We start from the raw sequence: 19,877 nt of genomic DNA, 5'->3' as shown, positions 1-19,877 counted from the left end.
AACATGACCGTAGCCGACGAACGCACCACCGCCCCGGCACCGGCCGGGACCCAGCCTCCTACCGAACCCTCCCGCTTCAGCCTCAAGCACCCGAGGTCCCGGATCGGCTGGATCCGTCCGGCCGTCTGGCTGCCCCTCGTCGTGATGCTGGCGATCCTCGCCGGGCTCTGGCAGTGGGGAGCCGAACAACTTCCCTATCTGCTACCGCCGTTGTCCGACGTCGGCAGTTCGCTCTCCGGCAACTTCGGCTACTACGTCCACAACGCCCTTGTCACGCTCGGTGAGGCGACGGCCGGGCTGGGGATGGGGTTCGTCGGAGCGTTCGTCCTCGCCGTGCTGACCAGCGAACTCCCGCTGGTGCGGCGGGCGGTGATGCCGGTCGCTGTTGTCCTCAACGTCACCCCGCTGGTGGCGATCGCCCCGGCCCTGGTCGTGGCCTTCGGCTTCGGGCCGATGCCCAAGCTGATCATCACCGGGCTGATCTGCTTCTTCCCGATTCTCATCAACACGGCTACGGGGCTTCGTTCCGTGCCGCAGCAGGTGTTGCAGGTCTACCGGACGATGGATGCGAGCCGGGTCGAACTGCTGTGGCATGTGCGGGTGCCCAACGCGCTGCCGTATCTCTTCGCGGCGCTGCGGATCGTCTTTCCGCTGTCGATCATCGGGGCGGTTGTCGCCGAGATGTCGGCGTCTGGATCTACGGGGGGTCTGGGGACCGCGATCAGTGTGGCCTCCTCCATGAACCAACTCCCTGTTGTATACGCCTCGATTCTTGTCCTTGCGGTGATGGGCGTGTTGTTGCTGCTCGCCGTGACTGTTGTCGAGCGTCGCGTGCTGCATTGGCACGACAGCGTGAACTGAGCCTGACAGCACGGTTGTTGTCTGCGGGCCCGGTGGGGGCTGGTCGCGCAGTTCCCCGCGCCCCTATCGGGGCGCTCAACTCATCGGCATTACAGCCAGTTTGGAGTTACACATGTCCCGTTATCACCTCACCAGATCTGCTCTCATCGCCACCGTGCTGACGCTCGGAGTCGCCGGATGCGGTTCCGGCTCGGGCGACAGCGCCTCCGCCGGTGCTGCCGGTTCCGCGATATCCGCGAAGCGTTGTGCCGAGAACAAGGCCGCCGGGAAGATCACGTATCTCTCCGGGTACCAGTTCCAGTCCTCCGTCTCGATCCTCGAATACATCGCAGCCGCCAAGCTCGGCTACTTCAAGGACCTTTGCCTCACCGTCGATCTCAAGCCCGGTAGCGGTGACACCGCGCAGAACACCAAACTGCTCGCGGGTGGCCAGGCCACCGTGTCCGCGATCTCCGAGCAGGACCTGATCCAGGCACAGGCCAATGGCATTGACATCAAGGGCATTTCCTCGTACTCGAACGCCGGGCTCGACATCCTGATGACCAACAAGGACATCACCGACCTGACCCAGCTCGACGGCAAGGTCGTTGGCCACAAGGGGTACGTCCCCGCCGCCGTCGAGGCGATGCTCGTCAAGGCCGGCGTCAAGTGGGACTCGCTCAAGCTGGTCAAGGAGGGCTACGACCCCTCCGTACTGCCCCGGAAGCAGGGCGGCCTCGAAGCGCTCACCGGGTTCATCTCCAACGAGCCCAACCAGCTCAAGGCGGCCGGCAAGGACGTCACGGTGTGGAAGCCGGTCGACTACAAGATCCCCAGCTCCATCGGCGCGATGGCGGTCAACCCGGCGTTCGCCAAGGCGCATCCGCACGCCGTCGAGGACATCCTGCGGGCCGCCATGCACGCGTACGCGTACTGCTCCTCAAGCGAGGCGCACATCACCGAATGCGTCGGCTACGCGGCCAAGTTGTCCGGTCCGACCTACGACAAGAAGCTCAACGCGACGATCTGGAAGACCGAGACACAGGTCGTCAAGGAGAACCCAACGCCCGGACAGCCGCTCGGCGGCATCGACACCGACAACGTCACCCAACTCGTCGCCATGCTGCACCAGTTCAAGATCGTGCCGAGCAGTGTGACCGCCGCCAGGGCCGAGGCGTGGTTCGACACCTCGTTCGTCAAGGACATCTACAGCGGCGACAAGCTCGTCTGGCCCGCGCCGTAAGAACGCAAGAGACCGCAGAGCCGTAGAAAGGCCCGCAACGTGCCCGCGAAAGAGTACGGAATCTTCCTTCCCATCGGGAACGGCGGCTGGATGCTGTCCACGACCGCGCCGCATCCCGAGGCGACCTACGCGTACAACAGGCGTGCCGCCCTGCACGCGGAGAACATCGGCCTCGACTTCGTGATGTCGATGGCCAAGTGGCGTGGTTTCGGCGGGAGTACGGACCACTGGGGCCGCTCGCTGGAGTCGATGACGATGATGGCGGCGCTCGCCGAGGCGACCAGCCGGGTCAGGATCTGGGCGACCTTGCACGCCAACATCCACAACCCCGCCGTCGCGGCGAAGATGCTCACCACCCTCCAGGACATCTCCGGCGGCCGGGCCGGGATGAACATCGTGAACGGCTCGTACGCCGGGGAGTTCGAGCAATTCGGCGACTGGGACCCGGAGTTGAGCCACGCGGACCGCTACCGGATGACGGAGCTCTGGACGGAGGCCGTCACCCGGCTGTGGACCGAGGACTCGGTCACGATGCGCACCCCGTACTTCGACCTCGTCGACTGCGAGTCGCGCCCGCACCCGGCGACCCGGCCGACCGTCATCAGCGCGGGCCGCTCCGAGGACGCCCGCCGTTTCCAGGCCCGCTACGCCGACGGCGCCTTCCTCGCCGCCGACAGCCTCGACGACATGCGGTCGCTCTCCGCCGACGTGCACGCCCGAGCGAAGGCCAACGGCCGTGTCTGCAAGACCTATTCGATGCTCACCGTCGTCCAGGACGACACCGACGAACTGGCCGTCAAGAAGGTCAAGGAGTGGGGCGCGGGCGTCGACCGCGAGGCCCTCGCCCATATGCGGCACACCTGGGGCGTGCCCGAGGACCAGGCCCGCGCCTGGGCCGACGGCGCCGATGGGGAGGCGGCCTTCCAGACGCCGTACGTCGCCGGCAGCGCCCGTACGGTCACCGAGCACATCGAGTACATCGTGCGGGAGGCCGACCTCGACGGACTCATGCTGATCTTCCCGGAGTACGACGAGGACATGCTGCTGTTCGGCGACACCGTGCTGCCCGCGCTGCGCGCCCGCGACGAGGTGGCTGCCTGATGTCCGACCTGCGCGACAGACAACTCGCCCGCCTCGCACGGCCCGAGAGCAGGCCCGCGCTCGTCGTGGTCGACGTACAACGGGACTTCGCCGACCCGGACCGGCTCGGGGCGTACGGCCTGACGGACGAGGCGCTGGCGGCACTGGGCCGGACGGTCACCCGTATCGCCGAACTCGTCGCCGCCGCACGCGCCGCCGAAGTATCCGTCGTCTGGGTCGAGTTGGGCAGCGACCCGGCACGGCCGTGGCGGTCGAGCAACTGGCTGCGCGAGGGCGACTACGACGCGCCCATGAGCCCGGACGAGCCGTGCCGGATCGGGACGCCCGGCGCCGAGTGGTTCCACATGGGGCCCGAGGCAGGGGAGTTGCGGGTGGTCAAACGCGGCTACAGCGGCTTCCTCGGCACCGATCTCGACGCACGGCTGCGCGCGGCCGGCTACGACTGGCTCACCGTCGTCGGCCTGACGAGCGAGTGCTGTGTGTACGCGACCGCCCAGGACGCCGTCCAACTTGACTGGCCCGTCGTCGTGCCCCAGGACACGACGACCGCCTACGACCACCACGTCAACGCCGCCGCCCTGTTCCAACTCGGCCTGAACGTGGCCGTGTTGAGCGACGCCGACGAGGTCGTCGAGCTGTGGAAGAAGGCCGCGCGATGACCGGAATGCACATCGGCTACGACCTCTCCTTCACCCACACCGAGGGCGCCTGGGCGAGACAGGGCTCCTGGGTCGGGCGGGACTTCCCCGACGTCCGCATGTTCATGGAACTCGCGCAGACCGCCGAACGCGCGGGCGTCGGCCTGCTGTTCTTCGGCGACGGCAGCGGCATCCCCAGCACCTGGCGCGGCAGCATCGGACCGGCCGTCGAGTGGGGCATCCAGTGGCCGCGCCACGACATGGCGCCGGTCATCGCCGCGATGTCCACGGTGACGGAGAAGGTCGGCTTCGGGCTGACGTACTCCTCGACGTTCATGCATCCCTTCTACGTCGCCCGGCTGTTGAACTCGCTCGACCATGTGACCGGCGGCCGTATCGCCTTCAACGTGGTCGCCTCCACCCGCGGCGCCGACGCGGCCAACTACGGGTTCGCCGAGCTGATGGACCACGACCTGCGCTACGAGCGGATGGAGGAATTCGTCGACGTCTGCCGGGCGTTGTGGGACTCCGTCGCGCCGGATGCCATCGTCCGCGACCGGAGCACCGGGCGTTTCGCCGACCCCGCGAAGGTCCACCCCATCGACCACGAGGGGCGCTTCTTCACCGTCAAGGGACCGCTCGCGTCCGTACCCGGCCCGCAGTACCACCCGCTCATCGTGCAGGCGGGCAACTCCCCCCGGGGCATTGCCGCTTCGGCCCGGTTCGCCGACCTCGTCTTCGGCTTCGGCGGACATCTGGCGAGCCAGCAGCGCCATCGCAAGCTGCTCGACGAGGCGTTGCTCGCCGAGGGGCGGGACCCGGAACACGTGGGCATCCTCTGGGCCACCCAGGTGATCGTCGGCCGCACGAAGGCCGAGGCGCTGGCGCGCTGCGAGGCGGTGCACGAGTTCTGGAACGAGGAGGCGGTCGCCACCTACCTCTCGCACAACGCCGGCTACGACTTCTCGACGCTCCCGGCCTCCTTCCAACTCGGCGAACTACGCGACGAGTTGGCGGCTGTCAACGCGAGTCCGGCGGGGCTCGTCGGCTCGCTCGTCGCGGAGTTCGGCGCGGACCGCACCATGAGCCGTAGCGAGTTCTTCGCGCACGGCAGGGGGCGGGCGACGGGCCTGGACCACAGCCTCGTCGGCGATCCGGCCGCCGTGGCGGACGCGTTGGAGGAGAACTTCGCCGCTACCGGAGCACGCGGCGGCTTCATGTTCTCCAGCCCGCTGGCCATGCCCGCCGGCTTCGCCGCGATCAGCGAACTGCTGCTGCCCGAACTGCGCCGCCGCGGCGCGCTCGCACCGGCCTACTCCGGCTCAACTCTTCGCGAGAACCTGGCAGTTTGAGATGCCCGCAGTGAGTGGGGGCGAGGGTGTGCGGCGCGACTGGTTCGCTCTCGGCAGCCTCTGCACCGGGTTCTTCATGCTGCTGCTGGACAGCACGATCACCTCGGTCGCGCTGCCGTCACTGATCAGTGGGTTGCACGCAAGTGAGACCGCCGGGATGTGGGTCAACAGCGGTTACCTCGTCGCGTACGCGGTGCCGTTGGTCGTCGCGGGACGGCTCGGCGATCGCTACGGCCATCGACGCGTCCATCTGGTCGGGCTGGCCGCGTTCACGCTCGGGTCGCTGCTGTGCGCAACTGCCGCCACGATCACGGCACTTGTCGCCTGGCGGGTGGCGCAGGGCATCGGGGCCGCGTTGATGACCCCGCAGTGCCTGACCCTCATCAAGGCGCTGTTCCGGCCGCCGCGTCTCGCCGTCGCGCTCGGGGTGTGGGGCGCGGTCGGCGGAGCGGCGGTGGCTGTCGGGCCGCTGCTGGGAGGTTTCCTTGTGGCGGCCGGGGGTTGGCCCGCGGTGTTCTGGGTCAACGTGCCGGTCGGTGTCGCCGCGATGGCCGCCGTAACGGTGTTCGTGCCGGTCCTCCCACGGCAGTTGGCGCGCATCCCGGTGTGGGCGATCTGCGCGAACGCGAGCGGTGTGGGTGCGCTGGTGATCGGTATCCAGGGCACGGACGGCGCGAGCGCGGAAGTGCTGGGCGTGCCACGGTGGTTGCTCGCCGGCGTGGGTCTGCTGGTCGTAGTGGCTGTCGTGTGGTTGCAGCGCCGGGACGGTCAACGCGCCCTCGTGCCGGTCGGGTTGCTGCGCAGCCGTGGGTTCGTCGTCGCGGCCTGGGCCGGTGCCGCCGCCGCCTTCTGCTCCGGGTCGGCCATGATCCCGCTGATGCTGTACCTCCAGCGGGAGCGCGGGCTCGACGCGGGCGCGGCGGCCCTCACCCTCGTACCGATGGGCGTGGTCTGCCTGTTGGGCGCGCCGGTGTCGGCCCGGCTCAACAACGGAATCGGTTCCCGCGCGGTCGCCGTCATCGGCTCCGGCGCGCTCGTCCTGTCCATCGGCACGTCGGCGGTGCTCGTCGCGACCGACGCCCCGATCACCGGGCTGACCGCCACGTTCGCGGTGTACGGCGTCGCCAACTCCTTTGTCTGGTCGCCCCTTTCGATCGCGGCGGTGACCTCGGTCGGCCCGGACGAGGTCGGGGCGGCCTCCGGAACCTTCAACGCGATGAAGCAACTCGGCGCGGTACTGGGCAGCGCGGTCTGTGCCGTTCTGCTGGCCGGCCACGGTTACGCGGTCACGCTCGGCGGGCTCGCGGCGGTCGGGGTGCTGTGCCTTCTCGCGTCGGCGCTCCTGCGCACCGAGCCGTCCGGGAGCGGGCGCCCTGCCGTGCCCGCCGCGCCACAGCTACCCACAGGAGTCACCTGATGAAGCCTGACGCAGACGGGGGTCTCACGATGACGGCGTCGGAAGGAACGGAAGGCATGGAAGGCCTGCGGAATCTGGCGGGCATCACCTCCGATCCCGGGGAGATGACGAGGGCGTTCTCCGGGTTCCCGGCGGGGGTCGCGGCCCTCTCCGCGCGCGTCCACGGCGACCCGACCGTCATGATCGTCTCGTCGTTCGCGGTCGGCGTCTCCCACAACCCGCCCATGGTCTCCTTCGCGGCCCAACACACCTCCACCACCTGGCCGGTACTGTCCCGCGCGCGGACGATCGGCGTCTCGGTCCTGGGCGAGGGGCACAGCGACAAGGCCCGGCAACTCGCTTCCCGCAGCAAGGAGGCCCGGTTCGCCGACCTGCGCACGGTGGAGGCGGAATCCGGTGCGATCTTCCTCGACGGCGCGCCAGTGTGGCTGGAGTGCACCGTCGAGCACAGCTATCCGGCCGGCGACCACGACATCATCGTGCTGCGCGTGCTGGCCATGAGGTCCGACGACGAGCGGAGTCCGCTGGTGTGGCACCGAAGGACGCTCAAGATGCTGGGGAGCTGAGCGTCGGGCCGGTGCGGCGCCGGGTCTGCCGTAAGCGCTCGGGAAGCGGTCTGCGGTAGTCGGGGAGAAGGCGTTGGGCGAGGAACGCGGACTTCAGGAACAGGCGTACGGCACGCTCGCGGCGCGTGCCGAGCGTGCCGATCCGGTGCAGTCGGCAGACCCGCTCGCCTGCGAGATACCGGGTCAGGTCTCTGCCGAACGCCCGTAAGGGGACGGGGAACCAGCGCTCGGCGAAGAACTCCATCATCGCGGTCGCCACCCGATGACCGGACTCCGTCCCCTCGTAAGGCCGCGCCTCGAACTTCACGGCGAACTCGGTCATCGCGTCCCAGTTCTCGGGGAACGCCTCGCCGGCCAGCGGCCCGGACTCGCGCTCCAGAAGCCGGAAGAGGGTCTGCGCCCAGCGATGCCAGGCGACCTTCATGCTCCCGCTCGTACCGGGCAGTCCCAACGAGGTCTGAAGCCTGTCGGCGAACGTGGCCAGCAGGACCAGGGGATAGACGAAGTCGTCGACGTCGTCGAAGTTGCCGGGAAACCGGGGGGTCGCGCGGGCGATCGCCAGGTGGATGCGGTTGAGCCGCTCGGCGGCGGCGAGGCCCGCGGTGCTGGACAGCCCGTCGACCATCCACGCCATCAGGAACTCGTTGCCGTCCTCGAAACGCCGCCGGGGTCTCTTCTCCAGCTTCGCGGTGTGGGCCAGGGTGGCGGCTCCGAAGCCCGGCTGCATCATGCGCATGGTGCCCGGATAGACCATCATCGCCAGCGCGAACTCGGGGACGCGGTGGCCGACGTAGAGCGAGATCATGCACTCCCAGTCGGTGTCCGGGTCCATCCGGGCCAGTTCACGGTCGACCCACTTGTAGCCACGGCGCACGTTCGGTTCCCCCATTCGGACTTTCAGGAAGGGGACGCCACGGCACGCGCCGGCCGATGCCCTGATCCGTCGTGATCTACGTCACCTCGACCGAGAGCGACGGATCTGTGACGGATCTCCACCCGAGGGTGGAGCCGCTGAATCAGCCCGTGGGTGGTGGTGAACGACGCAGGTCAGGGCGCAGCCTTGTGCCATGGGATCACTACATTCCGCACTCGTGGCTCTCACCGGCGTCTGCGTCGCGATCTTCGTCGTGGCGTGGATCGCGGGCGCGGTGTACTTCGGCGTGAAGAGCGAGGCAGGCCTCGGCAGCTGGGCACGCGGCCTGCGCCGTACCCTGCCCCGGCGGCTTCTCCTGATCGTGGGCGCCTACGCGTTCTCCCTGCTCATCAGACACACCCCGGACTCCTTCTGGCACCACCTCCGGTACTGGCAGCCCGAGCTCGCCCTCCTGGGCGCCCTGATCGCCGTCGCCTCCACGGCTCTGCTGCTCTGGGCCCGTTGGGTACTGGGCGTCATGTGGGCCAGCATCCCGCTCGTCCACGAACACCACGAACTGCGCACCGAGGGCCCGTACCGAATAGTGCGGCACCCCATCTACACCGGCCTTCTCGGCCTGGTCTTCGGCGGGATGCTGGCCTGCGGCTTCGGCGTCTGGATCGTGTTCCTCGCCGTCGCCGTCCCCTGGCTGCTGCACCGGGTCCGGACAGAGGACGGCATGATGGCCGACCGGTTCGGTGCGTCCTACGAGGCCTACCGCGCCCGCGTTCCGGCCCTGATCCCGTGGACCCGACCTGCTCCGGTCGGCCGCGGGGCTGCCAGCAGTCGGCAGGGGTAGGAGGAAGGGAGGGGGAGGGGGGCCTGCGACCTCAGCCGACAGTTCCTCGTCCCTCGTCGCCCAGTTCGCCGACCCGGTGGTGTCCCTCGACCGCGACGGTCAGCCCGGGGGCGATCTCCGTGAAGCCCGCGTCCCGGACCAACGGCCGCTCGCTGCTGATGAGTTCGGCCCACCGGGCGGGGACGGCGGTGCGCACGGAGAGCGGGAAGCCGGCCTGACGCCAGGCGGTCCGTTCCTCGTCCGACAGCTCCCACCAGGCGAGTTGGGCGCCGTGGCCGGTCTGGGCCATCGTCTTGCCGGCGGACATGTCGAGGTCGGGGTTCAGCCAGAGCACCGGCGCCGTCGGGTCCGCGTCGGCCGGCGGTTCGGGGTCGTCGAGGTCGGTACCGGACACCTGGAGCCGGGCCAGATCCTTGGGCCAGCCGTCGAGCGGGACGGGCGGGAAGACCCGTACCTCCGCCGACTTCCCGGTCACCGTGATGCCCGGCAGCGCCTCGGCCCGCCGCCACTCGGCACCGCGCGCCCGCCGCACCACCTTCCGGATACGCGCGTCCTGCCAGTCCCGGATGACCTGCGCCCACTCCCCGTCACCGAGAGCCCGCTCGTCGCTCAGGATCGTCAGCACGGCCCGGGCCGCCGTCTCCAACGCGTCCGTCCGCGCCGGCGGAGCATCCCGCTCGATCCGCACAACCAGGGGCAACACAAACTGCGGAGCCTCGTCGCGCACGGTGCGCTCATTACGGAAGGGGTCGACATCGCCGCCGGAAACGGAGGAATCACTGGTCACGCCCTCCAGTCTGCCAGGAGAGGGACTGGTCCTTGGAAACACCGCTGAGTGGACCCGCTCAGGGGCGCGGGGCTGTGACATTGTGCGGCTCCGCCGCGTGGGCGCGACCAGCCACAACGTACCCGCACCCGCCAAACGACAGGCCCACCCCACCCCTCCTGCGAAAGAATGCCCCGATGCGAAGCGATCTACAGCTGGACGACGTCGGCCGCCGCTACGGATTGCACGGCTCCTGGATCCTCCGCGGCGTGACCCTCACGTTGGCGCCCCACACCCTCACCCGAGTCGAGGGCGCCAACGGCACCGGCAAATCCACCCTGCTCCGTCTCCTCGCCGGAATCGACGCCCCCACCGAAGGCCGCGTCACCGGCCGCCCCCGCACCGCCTACGTCCCCGAGCGCTTCCCGCAGGCACTCCCCTTCACCGCCGAGGGCTACCTCACCCACCTCGGCACGGTGCACGGCCTCTCCCGTAAGGCGGCGGCACGTGCCGCAGGCGAGTGGCTCGACCGCTTCGGGGCCACCGCCCACGCGGACACCCCCATGACCCGCCTCTCGAAGGGCAGCAGCCAGAAGGTCGCCGTGGCACAGGCCCTGCTCGCCGAACCGGACCTGCTCGTCCTCGACGAGGCGTGGACCGGCCTGGACGCCGACGCCGGGGCGGAGTTGGAGCGAGCCGTGGCGGAACGCACGGCGGCCGGCGGAGCGGTCGTCTTCGTGGACCACGACCCGAGCCGCCTCACGGGGACACCCGACGCGACGTACACGGTCGCCGATGGATCCCTCAACCACCGTACGAACAAGGCCAGTTCACCGTCCGGACCGCAGGTCTCGGTGGACGTGCAAGGACCGCAGGGAGGGCAACTCCCGGCAGGGGCAAGCCAGTTCCTCACCGGGTCGAGGCAACTCGCCCCCGGCGCCCACCGCCTCACCGTCCCCGCCTCCCACTCGGACGTCCTGCTCCGCGCCCTGCTGACGGCCCGCCCGCCCTGGCACATAGTGAGCCTGAAGCGGTCACCGGACCCGGACCTCTCCCTCGACGACGAAGGCCCCCGATGACCGCGATGCCGGCCCTGCTGCGCTACCAGGCCGCCCTTCTCCTGCGCTCGCAACGCTGGCTACCGCCGGTCATCCTGTACGCCGCGTTCCTGGGCATCGGAGTCCAGGGCGGGCAGCCGGTGCTCGACTCGCTCGGCTACACGGCCGCGGCGCTGCTGCCGGTCGCCGCCTGGCTGGTGCGGATCTGCACGACCAACGAGCCGCCCGCGGCGCGGAGTTGTGTCGCGGCGGCGGTCGGACCCGCGCGGGCGCACCTCGCCTGTCTGCTGGTCGCGCTGGGCACCGCGGCGGCGTTCGGCACGGCGGCCACCCTCGTCGTCACGCTGATCAGCGACCCGGCGAGCGCCGATCACCGCACCCGGGTACCGCTCCCCGCCGCCGGCACGGCCGGTCTGCTCGCGGTCCTGGTCTGCGCCCTGCTCGGCACGGCGGTCGGCGCGCTCACCAACTGGCCGCTGCTGCGCTCGCCCGGCCGGGCGGTGCCCGCGATGCTGCTGGCGGCACTGCTGTCGGTGGTGGTGACCGGTTCCCCGGCGCAGGCGGCGGTCAGCGGCCTGGTGACCGGCTCGCAGTCGGGCACGGTCCCGGTCCCGCTGCTCCCCCTGGCCGGGGCGGCTCTGGTCACGGCGGCCGTGACCGCCGCGACCTGCGCCCTCACCTCCCGCCGCTCACCCTGAACAGGCGGTCCGCTGCGCCTCCTGCCTCCCCCACTCTCGGCTTCGCTCGAGCGGGGTGACCCCCATGCACACGGGACAAAGGGTGATCCCCTTGTACGACTCCGGGTACTCGGTGGGTTCCCGGCACAGCACACACTCCGCGTACGCCGGTGCCGACTCCTCGTCACTCATGCGACCAGCGTAAGAGGAGTGCGTGATCCAAGAGGAGTGCGCGCCCGTCAGCGGTGCCGGTCCGCCGCCCCGATCAGCTCGGAGACCTTCACGAACCGGTACCCCTTCTTCCGCAGCTCGGGCACGATCATGCGGACGGCCTTCTCGGTCGCAGGGGCGGCGCTGCGCGTGCAGTGCATGACGACGACCGACCCGGGCTGCACGCCCTCCAGCACCTGCTGGGCCACGGCATCGGAGTCCGTGGCGAAGGCGTCCCCGCTCACCACGTCCCACTGCACCGCCGTGACACCGACCGCGCTCAGCGTCTTCAGCGCCTGCCGGTCGTAACACCCGCCGGGGAAGCGGAAGTACGGCATCGCGTTCGGCACGCCCGCCTTCTTGAAGGCCGTGTACGCCCGCTCCACATCGGCCTTCATCCGGTCCCGGGACACGGTCGGCAGGCCGTAGCAGTCGCCGGTGAAGGCGTAGTGGCTGTAGGAGTGGTTGGCGATTTCGAACTGCGGGTCCCGCCCGATGTCGCGCGCCTCGGCCGGATACTCGTCGGCCCACCGACCGGTCATGAACACGGTCGCCGGCACCTTCAGCGCCCGCAGCGTCGCGATGAGCTGCGGATTGTCGAAGTGCTCGCCCGCCGCCGCGCGCGGCCCCTGATCGGCGGTCATATCGGCGTCGAAGGTCAGCGCGACGGTCTTGCCGTCCGTCCGCGGACCGTTCTTGAAGACGGGGGTCAGTCCGGCGGGGCCGGGTGCGAGAGTGGGCGGCCGCGAGGGGACGGCGGTGGGCGCGGTCGGCGCCGGACGGATGGCGTGGGGCGCGGAAGGGGCCCCGCAGGCGGTGAGCGCGGCGCCGAGTGCACAGGCGGCGGCGACTCGTCGTACTCGAATGATCACCGTATGAACGTAGCGGAATAAAGGTGATTAATTGGTCACCTGGTGTCACGTTCGCCCGATTTGCTCATCGCGGGCAGGACTTCCGGCGGACGGTCCTTGCCAGTTTGCCGACCGCACCGCTGATCAGCACGCTCAGCACGATCAGCCCGCCGAACACGATGAGGGGGTGCGACGGGGACTCCCGCCGCCAGGGGAGCACGTTGTCTCCGACCCAGCCGACGTCCTTCTCGGCGCCGGGCTTCGTGGCCCTCCCGAATAGGTCGTCGTGTTTGACCGTCGTGGCAACCACGATTCCCGCGGTCAGCAGCAGAGCCAGGACGGTCGGAAACAGGCGGCGGCTCACACCCCACGCCCCCAGACCGAAGAGCAGGCATCCCACGGCCAGGAGTACGGCAGACGAGAGCCCCAGCAGGGTGTCCTCTCCGGACATGACCCAGATGGCCACGGCCGAGCAGAGCACCCCGTCGCCCTGCAGCATCGAGGGCGGCCTGGTCTCCTTCAGGTCGCGCAGCAGAGTGTCGAAGTCGCCGGACTTCAGCCAGAACTCGCGCAGGTCTCCCAGGTCGAGCGAGTTCGCCCGTGCCAGCCCGAGCAGCGCCCCGTTGATTCCTCCGGCGCTCGTGCCGGAGAGCATGTCGACGCCGACCGTGACGTCGAGCAGATCGAGGAGCCGGACATAGAGGTCGCGCACCTTGTCGTCACAGCCCGTCGAGACACCGAGCTCGGACTCGAACGTCGGCTCGGACCACTCGCGTCCATGGACCGGAGTCGCGTGGGGCGCCATGTCCGGCATGTCACCGGAGGGCATTCGGATGAGGTCCCGTCGGAGATATCGCAGTGGATCGGTTCCAGGCGGTGGTCCGGGCGCCTTCGACGGGGCTTACTTGTCATGGTGTTGGGGGGGGACATATGTCGGGGCTTGCTCTGTCCGAAGCCGAGAGCGCGCTGTGGGAGGCGTTTCTCACCGGTGGGGTGGTCGATCAGGGGGGTGACCGTGTCGTGCGGGCGGAGGTGATCGGGCGCCTGCTTCTGGGGGAACGCGAGCCTGTGCCCGGGTACGTGCCGGCTCTTCGGCTGCGGAACGCAGTCGTCACCGGATCGCTGGACCTGTCCGGCTGCGAACTGCGGTACGCCATGATCCTGCAGGACTGCACGTTCCAGGAGGCCGTTCGGCTGGAGGCCGCCTCGACCGGCCTGGTCGATCTGAGCGGATCGCTGCTGCCGACCCTGCTGATGCAGGACGCACAGGTCGACGGGCCACTCCGGCTCAAGGGCTGCCGTTTCGGCGACTCGGTACGGCTTACGCGCGCCCATGTGACCGGCTCGCTCGACCTGACCGGGATGCACGCCCGGGGCTCTCCGGCGCTGCACGCGGACAGCCTCGTGGTCGACCGTGACGTCAGCTGCCGGGACGCGGAGATCCACGGTGAGATGCTGATGTGGAGTGCCAGGATCGGCGGGACGCTGGTCCTGGAGGGCGCGCGCATCGCACACCCGGGCGGAGCGACCCTGAACGGTGACGGACTCGTGGTGGAAGGCGGGCTGTTCTGCGGCAGCGGACTCGCCCCGTCCGGACGGGGTCTGTTCTCACAAGGCGAGTTGAGGCTGCAGGACGCCCGCGTCTCCCGGTGCTGCGTATTCACCGGAGCACGGCTGGAGAACCCCACCGGTGTCGCCCTCAACGCGGAACGCCTGCGGGTGGAGGGGCTCGTCGCCCTGGACGGAGGGCTTGCGGCCAAAGGGACGGTCGTCCTGACCGGCTCCACCGTGCAGGGTCCGCTGAGGCTCGCGGGCGCGGAGTTCGCGGCGCCCGGTGGGCGAGCCCTCGACGCGTCGCTCGCCGGTGTCGCGGGCGACCTCGAAGCCTCGCCGGGGTTCGCGAGTCACGGGCAGGTCGTCCTGGAGGACGCACGCGTCGACGGTTCTGTGAACCTCGCCGGTGCGCGGCTGGACAACCCGGCGGGTGAGGCACTGTCGGCTCGACGGCTCCGCGTCGCCGGCCGGCTCCACTGCAACGCTTTGGTGTCGGAGGGGGAGATCGTTCTCAACAACGCGGATGTGGGCGCGGCCATCGAGTTCCATGCGGCACGGCTGACGAATCCGTCGGCCCGGGTACTGACGGCCTGGGGTCTGACCACCGGCGTGCTCGACCTGTGTGATGGCTTCGTCGCCCGGGGCCGTGTGTCGCTGACCGGCAGCCGTGTCGCGACCGCGCTCTGTCTCGCCGGGACGGCCGTCGACGGTTCCGTGTCCGTGCGGAACGTCAGAGCGGGCTCCCTCCGGACCGACGAGGCCACGCACCTGAGCGGACCCGTCGACCTCCGGTACGCCCAGGTCGGCGTGCTCGACGACGTTCCCGCCCGCTGGCCGGCCGGTCTCCGCCTCGACGGGTTCATGTACGACCACATGGAAGCGATGCTGCCTGTCGAAGCCCGACTCGCCTGGCTTGCCAAGGAGGTCAGCGGGTACCTGCCCCAGCCCTACGAGCAGCTTGCCGCCACCTACTCCCGGCACGGACACGACGACGCGGCGCGCGAGGTACTGCTGGCCAAGCACCGGCGCCGGCGCGCGGCCGGGCCGTCCGTGCTGCGGATCTGGGGGTACGTCCAGGACTGGACCGTGGGTTACGGCTACCGGCCGGTGCGAGCGGCGCTCTGGCTCGCGGTGCTGCTGCTTGCGGCGAGCGTCGCCTTCGCCTCCCGGCACCCACCCGCGGTGAAGCCCTCCGAGGCACCGCCCTTCAACCCGTTCCTGTACACCCTCGACCTCTTGTTGCCGGTCGTGAGCTTCGGCCAGGAGGGGGCCTTCAAGCCGTACGGCTGGCAGCAGTGGCTGTCGGCCGCGTTGATCGCCGCGGGATGGATCCTCGCGACCACCATCGCGGCGGGCATCACCCGCACGATCGCCCGCCGTTGACGTCAGGAGCCCTTCAGCAGCCGCTCCCGGCACTCCTTCACATCGAAGTCCGCTTTGGGGTACGGCGGATCCAGCGCCGTCAGATGTTCCAGGAGCAGGCGGCTGATCGCCCAGTTGCGGTACCACTTGCGGTCGGCGGGGATCAGGTACCAGGGGGCCTCCGGGGTGGAGCAGCGGGCGAGGGCGGTCTCGTACGCCTCCTGGTACGCGGGCCACAGGGCGCGTTCCTCGATGTCGCCGGGGCTGAACTTCCAGTGCTTGTCCGGGTTGTCGAGGCGTTCGAGCAGGCGGCGGCGCTGTTGGTCGTAGGTGATGTGGAGGAAGCACTTGACGACGGTCACGCCGTCGTCGGTCAGCGACTTCTCGAAGCGGTTGATGCGGCCGTAGCGGTCGTTGATCTCGCGGTGAGGGGCGAGTTCGCGGACGCGGGCGATGAGGATGTCCTCGTAGTGCGAGCGGTCGAAGATGGCGATCTCGCCGGGGTGGGGGAGGGCCCGTTTGATGCGCCAGAGGAAGTCGTGCTTCCGCTCCTCGGGTGTGGGTGCCTTGAAGGCCCGGATGCGGCAGCCGGAGGGGTTGAACAGGCCGATGACGTGCTTGACCGTGCCGCCCTTGCCGCTGGTGTCCATGCCCTGGAGGACCAGGAGCAGGCGCCGCCGGTCACCGGCGGTGCTCGCGGCCCACAGGCGTTCCTGCAGGTCGGCCAGATCCTCGCCCATCCGGGCGGTGTCCTTGAGACCGGCGGCCTTGCCGGCGGGGCCGCCGGGGGTGGCCGTAGCGTCGTAGGAGGAGAGGTCTACCGGTCGGCCGGCGGGGACGCGCAGCAGGTCCGTGAGGGCCTTCTTTCCGTTCTCGCGCTTCGTGCCCTTCTTGGCCATGGGGGCACCCCTTCCGGTCGGCTCCCTCGATCCTGCGGCGCGGGGGCGGGGCCCGCCAGTCAGCGCCCGTAACGGCCGGTCAGCGTGCCCGAGGCGAGGGTGTGGCCGGTCAGCGCCTGTCGTACGTCGTCCGGTGAGGCGCCGGTGGGAAGGGCGAGCTTGCTGTCGGCGGCGTACACCGAGAGGACGTAGCGGTGGGGCGCGGCTCCCTTGGGCGGGCACGGGCCGCCGTAGCCGGTCTTCTTGAAGTCGTTGCGGCCCTGGACCGCGCCCCACGGCGGCTCCCCGGCCCTCAGGCGGGTGTCCCGCGGGGGCACTCCCCACATCAGCCAGTGCGTGAACGTGCCGTGCGGAGCGTTCGGGTCCTCCAGGACCACGACCAGTTCGGCCGCGTCGGCCGGGACGCCGGCGAAGGCCAGGGGCGGGGACACGTTCGCGCCGTCACAGGTGTAGCGGCGCGGGACGGTGCCGTTCTCGGTGAACGCCGTACTCGTGACCGCGATCCGCTGCGAGGCACTCGGCGTGGGTACGGACGGGCCGCCCCCGTCGCCCCCGCATCCGGTGACGCTCCCCAGTACGGCGGCCACCGCGACGATCACGATCCTCGGGCGCATGCCGCCACGCTACTGCTCCACGGCGGGCGGCGGAGGGGGTTGGGGTGGCTGCGGCTGCGCCCGTTCCAGGAAGCGCAGCAGTTCCACCGGGAAGGGGAGGACGAGTGTCGAGTTCTTCTCGGCCGCGACCGCCACCACCGTTTGCAGCAGGCGGAGTTGGAGTGCGGCGGGCTGTTCGGACATCACCCCGGCGGCCTCGGCGAGTTTCTTCGAGGCCTGCAACTCGGCGTCCGCGTTGATGATCCGGGCCCGGCGTTCGCGGTCGGCCTCGGCCTGGCGGGCCATCGAGCGTTTCATCGTCTCGGGCAGGGAGACGTCCTTGATCTCCACTCGGTCGATCTGCACACCCCACCCGATGGACGGGCTGTCGATCATCAACTCCAGCCCCTGGTTGAGTTTTTCGCGGTTGGAGAGGAGGTCGTCGAGGTCGCTCTTGCCGATGATCGAGCGCAGGGACGTCTGCGCCATCTGCGAGACGGCGAACCGGTAGTCCTCGACCCTGATGATCGCGTCTGCCGCGTCGACGACCTTGAAGTAAACGACTGCGTCGACCCGCACGGTGACGTTGTCGCGCGTGATGCCCTCCTGCGCGGGCACGGGCATCGTGACGATCTGCATGTTGACCTTGCGGAGCTTGTCCACGAACGGGACGACCGTGGTGAAGCCGGGCCCCCGCACCTCGCCGGCCACCCGCCCGAGGCGGAAGACCACCCCGCGCTCGTACTGCTTGACGACCCTGGCCGCCGCGGCGACGTAGACCACGCACGCGGAAGCGGCCGCCACGCCAGCCACCAGCAGTTCCTGGAGCATCCTGACCCCCTAGCGGAGAGCCCTTTTGTCTGCTCCTGCAAGGGTATGCCCGGTGTCCGCCCCGGGGCCACGATCATCCCGGGGCGGACACCGGCGCCGCTACTTCACCGCCGTGACCTCCACCGCCGTCAGCTTCACCGGCTCGGTGCCGGCCGCGCTGTGCCGCTCGGCCCAGTTCTCCAGGGCCGTACGGCAGGCGTGGTCCAGGTGGTGCAGGCCGGAGAGGTGCAGTTCGACCGGCCGGTCCTGGGGGAGCGCCTCCAGGCTGTCGAGGATCTTCGGCAGCCGCAGGAAGGTCGCGTTGCCCGTCAGATACGCCTGGACGGGCCCGGCGCCCTTGTCGACGACCTCCAGCTTGATGTGCGAGGCCTCCCACGCGGTCTTGGCGACAGCCAGCGCGAGCCCGATGAGCACACCCTCGAACATGCTGACCGCGACGATCGACAGCGCCGTGACGACCAGGATCAGCGCCTCGCCCCGGTGCTCGCGCCACAGCGACGCGATCTCCCGCACGGGGATCAGCTTGGCGCCGGCGTGCACCAGGATGCCCGCCAGGGCCGGGACCGGGATGTACGCGAGGACGTCCGGCAGCAGCGCCGCGAACAGCAGCAGCCAGACGCCGTGCAGCACCCGGGACGCCTTCGTCCGCGCGCCCGCCTGCACGTTCGCCGCGCTGCGCACGATCACCGCGGTCATCGGCAGCGCGCCGAGCAGCCCGCAGATCGCGTTGCCCGCGCCCTGCGCCACCAGCTCCTTGTCGTACTCGGTGCGCGGCCCGGAGTGCAGCCGGTCCACCGCCGCCGCGCTGAACAGCGACTCCGCGGACGCGATCAGCGTGAACGCGACCACCGTGCCCAGCAGCCCGACCTGCGCCAGCTCACCGAACGCGCTCAGCGGCGGCGGCTGGAGCGACCCGAGCAGCCCCTGCACCTCGACGGTCGCCACCGGCAGCCCGAAGGCGAGTGCGGCGAGCGTCGCCAGTCCTACGGCCGCCAGCGGACCGGGCACCGTACGCACCCTGGCCGGCAGCCGCTTCCACAGCACCAGTACGGCGATGGTGGCGGCACCGAGCGCGAGCGAGGCCAGCGCCTTCGTGTTCCCGACGGCGTCGACGAGCGCGCCGGGCAGCTCGACTATCTTGTCCAGACCCGAGGCGGGGGCCTTCGCCCCCGCCACCGAGTACAACTGCCCGGCGATCAGCACCAGTCCGATACCGGCCAGCATGCCCTCGACGACCGAGACCGAGATGGCCCGGAAGTAGCGCCCCAACTTCAGGACGCCCATGAGGACCTGGAGCACACCGGTCGCGAGCACGACGACCCCGAGGGCGGGCAGGCCGTACTCCCGCACCGCCTCGAAGACGAGCACGGTCAGACCGGCGGCGGGCCCGGACACCTGGAGGCTGCTGCCCCGCATGAGTCCGGTGACGATCCCGCCCACGATGCCGGTGACCAGGCCGAGTTCGGCCGGCACACCGGAGGCGACGGCCACGCCCACGCAGAGCGGAAGCGCGACCAGGAACACGACGAGGGAGGCGGCGAAGTCCTCCCGCAGATGGGGGAATTTGGTCGACATCGCCGCGCTCACAGGGACTTGAAGGCGTCGGCGGCCGGGTCGTGCACCAGGACCGCACCGGTGTGGACCTCGTAGAACCAGGCGTGCAGGGTGAGTTGACGGTCCTTCAGCTTCTTCTCGATGTACGGGTACGAGCGCAGCCGCAGCAGCTGCGTCAGGACATGGCTCTGCACTCCTTCGGAGACGGCCGGGTCGTCGACCGTCCCCTCCGGCTTCGGAGTCGCGTGCGTGAGCCAGTCGCGCACGGCCGGTACGGCGGTCAGGTCGTCGCCGCGCACCAGGGCGCCGACCGCGCCGCAGTGCGAGTGGCCGCAGACCACGATGTCGGAGACGCCGAGGACTTCGACGGCGTACTCGATGGTGCACGCCTCGCTGGTGGGGTGTTGGGAGGCGTACGGCGGGACGATGTTGCCGGCGGTGCGCAGCTCGAAGAGCTGGCCTGGGCGGGCGCCCGTGATCAGGGCCGGTACGACCCTGGAGTCGGAGCAGGTGATGAACAGCACCTGCGGGGACTGGCCTTCGGCGAGTTTGGCGAACTCCTCAGGGCGTTGTCCGAACGTACGGGCGTTGTCGATGAGGGGCTGCATGGCGTGAGTACTCCTCCTGGCGCGCCCTCTGGGCGCGTCGGGCTT

Annotated in this window: 21 protein-coding genes; 11 read left to right on the top strand and 10 right to left on the bottom strand. The window is 70.0% G+C overall.

Annotated elements, in window-relative coordinates; translation table 11 throughout:
- Positions 1-3: 3 nt before the first annotated feature.
- From OH768_RS13205 to OH768_RS13175, 7 genes are all read left to right on the top strand, one after another.
- Positions 4-861, top strand: a complete 858-nt coding sequence (locus OH768_RS13205; protein WP_406453271.1) for an ABC transporter permease — start codon at positions 4-6, stop codon at positions 859-861.
- A gap of 112 nt (positions 862-973) precedes the next feature.
- Positions 974-2,083 carry an ABC transporter substrate-binding protein gene (locus OH768_RS13200; RefSeq protein ID WP_406453269.1) on the top strand — a complete coding sequence of 370 codons (1,110 nt, stop codon included), beginning with the start codon at positions 974-976 and terminating at the stop codon, positions 2,081-2,083.
- 39 nt (positions 2,084-2,122) lie between these two features.
- Positions 2,123-3,184 carry an LLM class flavin-dependent oxidoreductase gene (locus OH768_RS13195; protein WP_406453267.1) on the top strand — a complete coding sequence of 354 codons (1,062 nt, stop codon included), beginning with the start codon at positions 2,123-2,125 and terminating at the stop codon, positions 3,182-3,184.
- The gene (locus tag OH768_RS13190) at positions 3,184-3,843 is read left to right on the top strand and encodes a cysteine hydrolase family protein (RefSeq protein WP_406453265.1); all 660 of its coding nucleotides are present in this window, start codon (positions 3,184-3,186) and stop codon (positions 3,841-3,843) included. Before OH768_RS13195 ends, OH768_RS13190 begins: the two co-directional genes overlap by 1 nt.
- The gene (locus OH768_RS13185) at positions 3,840-5,174 is read left to right on the top strand and encodes an NtaA/DmoA family FMN-dependent monooxygenase (RefSeq protein ID WP_406453263.1); all 1,335 of its coding nucleotides are present in this window, start codon (positions 3,840-3,842) and stop codon (positions 5,172-5,174) included. The genes OH768_RS13190 and OH768_RS13185 overlap by 4 nt, the downstream gene beginning before the upstream one ends.
- Before the next feature lie 10 nt (positions 5,175-5,184).
- Positions 5,185-6,591, top strand: coding sequence for an MFS transporter (locus OH768_RS13180; protein ID WP_406453261.1), 1,407 nt, complete (start codon positions 5,185-5,187; stop codon positions 6,589-6,591).
- Positions 6,591-7,157, top strand: a complete 567-nt coding sequence (locus OH768_RS13175; protein ID WP_406453259.1) for a flavin reductase family protein — start codon at positions 6,591-6,593, stop codon at positions 7,155-7,157. The genes OH768_RS13180 and OH768_RS13175 overlap by 1 nt, the downstream gene beginning before the upstream one ends.
- Here the strand turns inward: OH768_RS13175 and OH768_RS13170 are convergent.
- On the bottom strand, positions 7,138-8,031 hold the full coding sequence (locus tag OH768_RS13170) for a DUF2236 domain-containing protein (protein WP_406453257.1): 894 nt from the start codon (positions 8,029-8,031) through the stop codon (positions 7,138-7,140). The genes OH768_RS13175 and OH768_RS13170 overlap by 20 nt on opposite strands.
- A 217-nt stretch (positions 8,032-8,248) precedes the next feature.
- On the opposite strand from OH768_RS13170, the gene OH768_RS13165 reads away from it, so the two are divergent.
- A complete protein-coding gene (locus tag OH768_RS13165; RefSeq protein ID WP_406453255.1) occupies positions 8,249-8,869 on the top strand; it encodes a methyltransferase family protein in 621 nt (206 codons plus the stop codon).
- A gap of 31 nt (positions 8,870-8,900) precedes the next feature.
- On the opposite strand, the gene OH768_RS13160 is transcribed toward OH768_RS13165, so the two are convergent.
- Positions 8,901-9,656 carry a peptidyl-tRNA hydrolase gene (locus OH768_RS13160; RefSeq protein ID WP_406453253.1) on the bottom strand — a complete coding sequence of 252 codons (756 nt, stop codon included), beginning with the start codon at positions 9,654-9,656 and terminating at the stop codon, positions 8,901-8,903.
- A 176-nt stretch (positions 9,657-9,832) separates the two neighbouring features.
- On the opposite strand from OH768_RS13160, the gene OH768_RS13155 reads away from it, so the two are divergent.
- Both OH768_RS13155 and OH768_RS13150 read left to right on the top strand, forming a co-directional pair.
- Entirely contained in the window at positions 9,833-10,714 is an 882-nt protein-coding gene (locus OH768_RS13155; RefSeq protein ID WP_406453251.1) for an ATP-binding cassette domain-containing protein, read from the top strand.
- Positions 10,715-10,719: 5 nt separating this feature from the next.
- Positions 10,720-11,391 carry an ABC transporter gene (locus OH768_RS13150; protein ID WP_406465252.1) on the top strand — a complete coding sequence of 224 codons (672 nt, stop codon included), beginning with the start codon at positions 10,720-10,722 and terminating at the stop codon, positions 11,389-11,391.
- Here the strand turns inward: OH768_RS13150 and OH768_RS13145 are convergent.
- The 3 genes from OH768_RS13145 to OH768_RS13135 form a co-directional block, all read right to left on the bottom strand.
- On the bottom strand, positions 11,383-11,562 hold the full coding sequence (locus OH768_RS13145) for a hypothetical protein (protein WP_406453249.1): 180 nt from the start codon (positions 11,560-11,562) through the stop codon (positions 11,383-11,385). The two genes, OH768_RS13150 and OH768_RS13145, sit on opposite strands and share 9 nt — an antisense overlap.
- A gap of 47 nt (positions 11,563-11,609) precedes the next feature.
- A complete protein-coding gene (locus OH768_RS13140) occupies positions 11,610-12,452 on the bottom strand; it encodes a polysaccharide deacetylase family protein (RefSeq protein ID WP_406453247.1) in 843 nt (280 codons plus the stop codon).
- Positions 12,453-12,516: 64 nt separating this feature from the next.
- Complete coding sequence (locus OH768_RS13135; RefSeq protein WP_406453245.1) at positions 12,517-13,236, bottom strand: hypothetical protein; 720 nt, start codon at positions 13,234-13,236, stop codon at positions 12,517-12,519.
- A gap of 125 nt (positions 13,237-13,361) precedes the next feature.
- On the opposite strand from OH768_RS13135, the gene OH768_RS13130 reads away from it, so the two are divergent.
- On the top strand, positions 13,362-15,368 hold the full coding sequence (locus OH768_RS13130) for an oxidoreductase (RefSeq protein ID WP_406453243.1): 2,007 nt from the start codon (positions 13,362-13,364) through the stop codon (positions 15,366-15,368).
- Positions 15,369-15,370: 2 nt separating this feature from the next.
- Here the strand turns inward: OH768_RS13130 and OH768_RS13125 are convergent, their stop codons facing one another.
- The 5 genes from OH768_RS13125 to OH768_RS13105 form a co-directional block, all read right to left on the bottom strand.
- Positions 15,371-16,246: a PPK2 family polyphosphate kinase gene (locus OH768_RS13125; RefSeq protein ID WP_406453241.1), complete on the bottom strand. Its 876-nt coding sequence runs from the start codon at positions 16,244-16,246 to the stop codon at positions 15,371-15,373.
- 59 nt (positions 16,247-16,305) lie between these two features.
- On the bottom strand, positions 16,306-16,860 hold the full coding sequence (locus tag OH768_RS13120) for a YbhB/YbcL family Raf kinase inhibitor-like protein (protein WP_406453239.1): 555 nt from the start codon (positions 16,858-16,860) through the stop codon (positions 16,306-16,308).
- Positions 16,861-16,869: 9 nt separating this feature from the next.
- Positions 16,870-17,670, bottom strand: a complete 801-nt coding sequence (locus tag OH768_RS13115) for a slipin family protein (RefSeq protein ID WP_406453237.1) — start codon at positions 17,668-17,670, stop codon at positions 16,870-16,872.
- 99 nt (positions 17,671-17,769) lie between these two features.
- The gene (locus tag OH768_RS13110; protein ID WP_406453235.1) at positions 17,770-19,245 is read right to left on the bottom strand and encodes a SulP family inorganic anion transporter; all 1,476 of its coding nucleotides are present in this window, start codon (positions 19,243-19,245) and stop codon (positions 17,770-17,772) included.
- 8 nt (positions 19,246-19,253) lie between these two features.
- Complete coding sequence (locus tag OH768_RS13105) at positions 19,254-19,832, bottom strand: carbonic anhydrase (RefSeq protein ID WP_381241765.1); 579 nt, start codon at positions 19,830-19,832, stop codon at positions 19,254-19,256.
- Positions 19,833-19,877 lie beyond the last annotated feature (45 nt).

Source organism: Streptomyces sp. NBC_01622, assembly GCF_045209635.1.
GTDB lineage: Bacteria > Actinomycetota > Actinomycetes > Streptomycetales > Streptomycetaceae > Streptomyces.
Note: the sequence above shows the minus strand (reverse complement) of the source record. Positions and strands in the feature narration are given on the sequence as shown.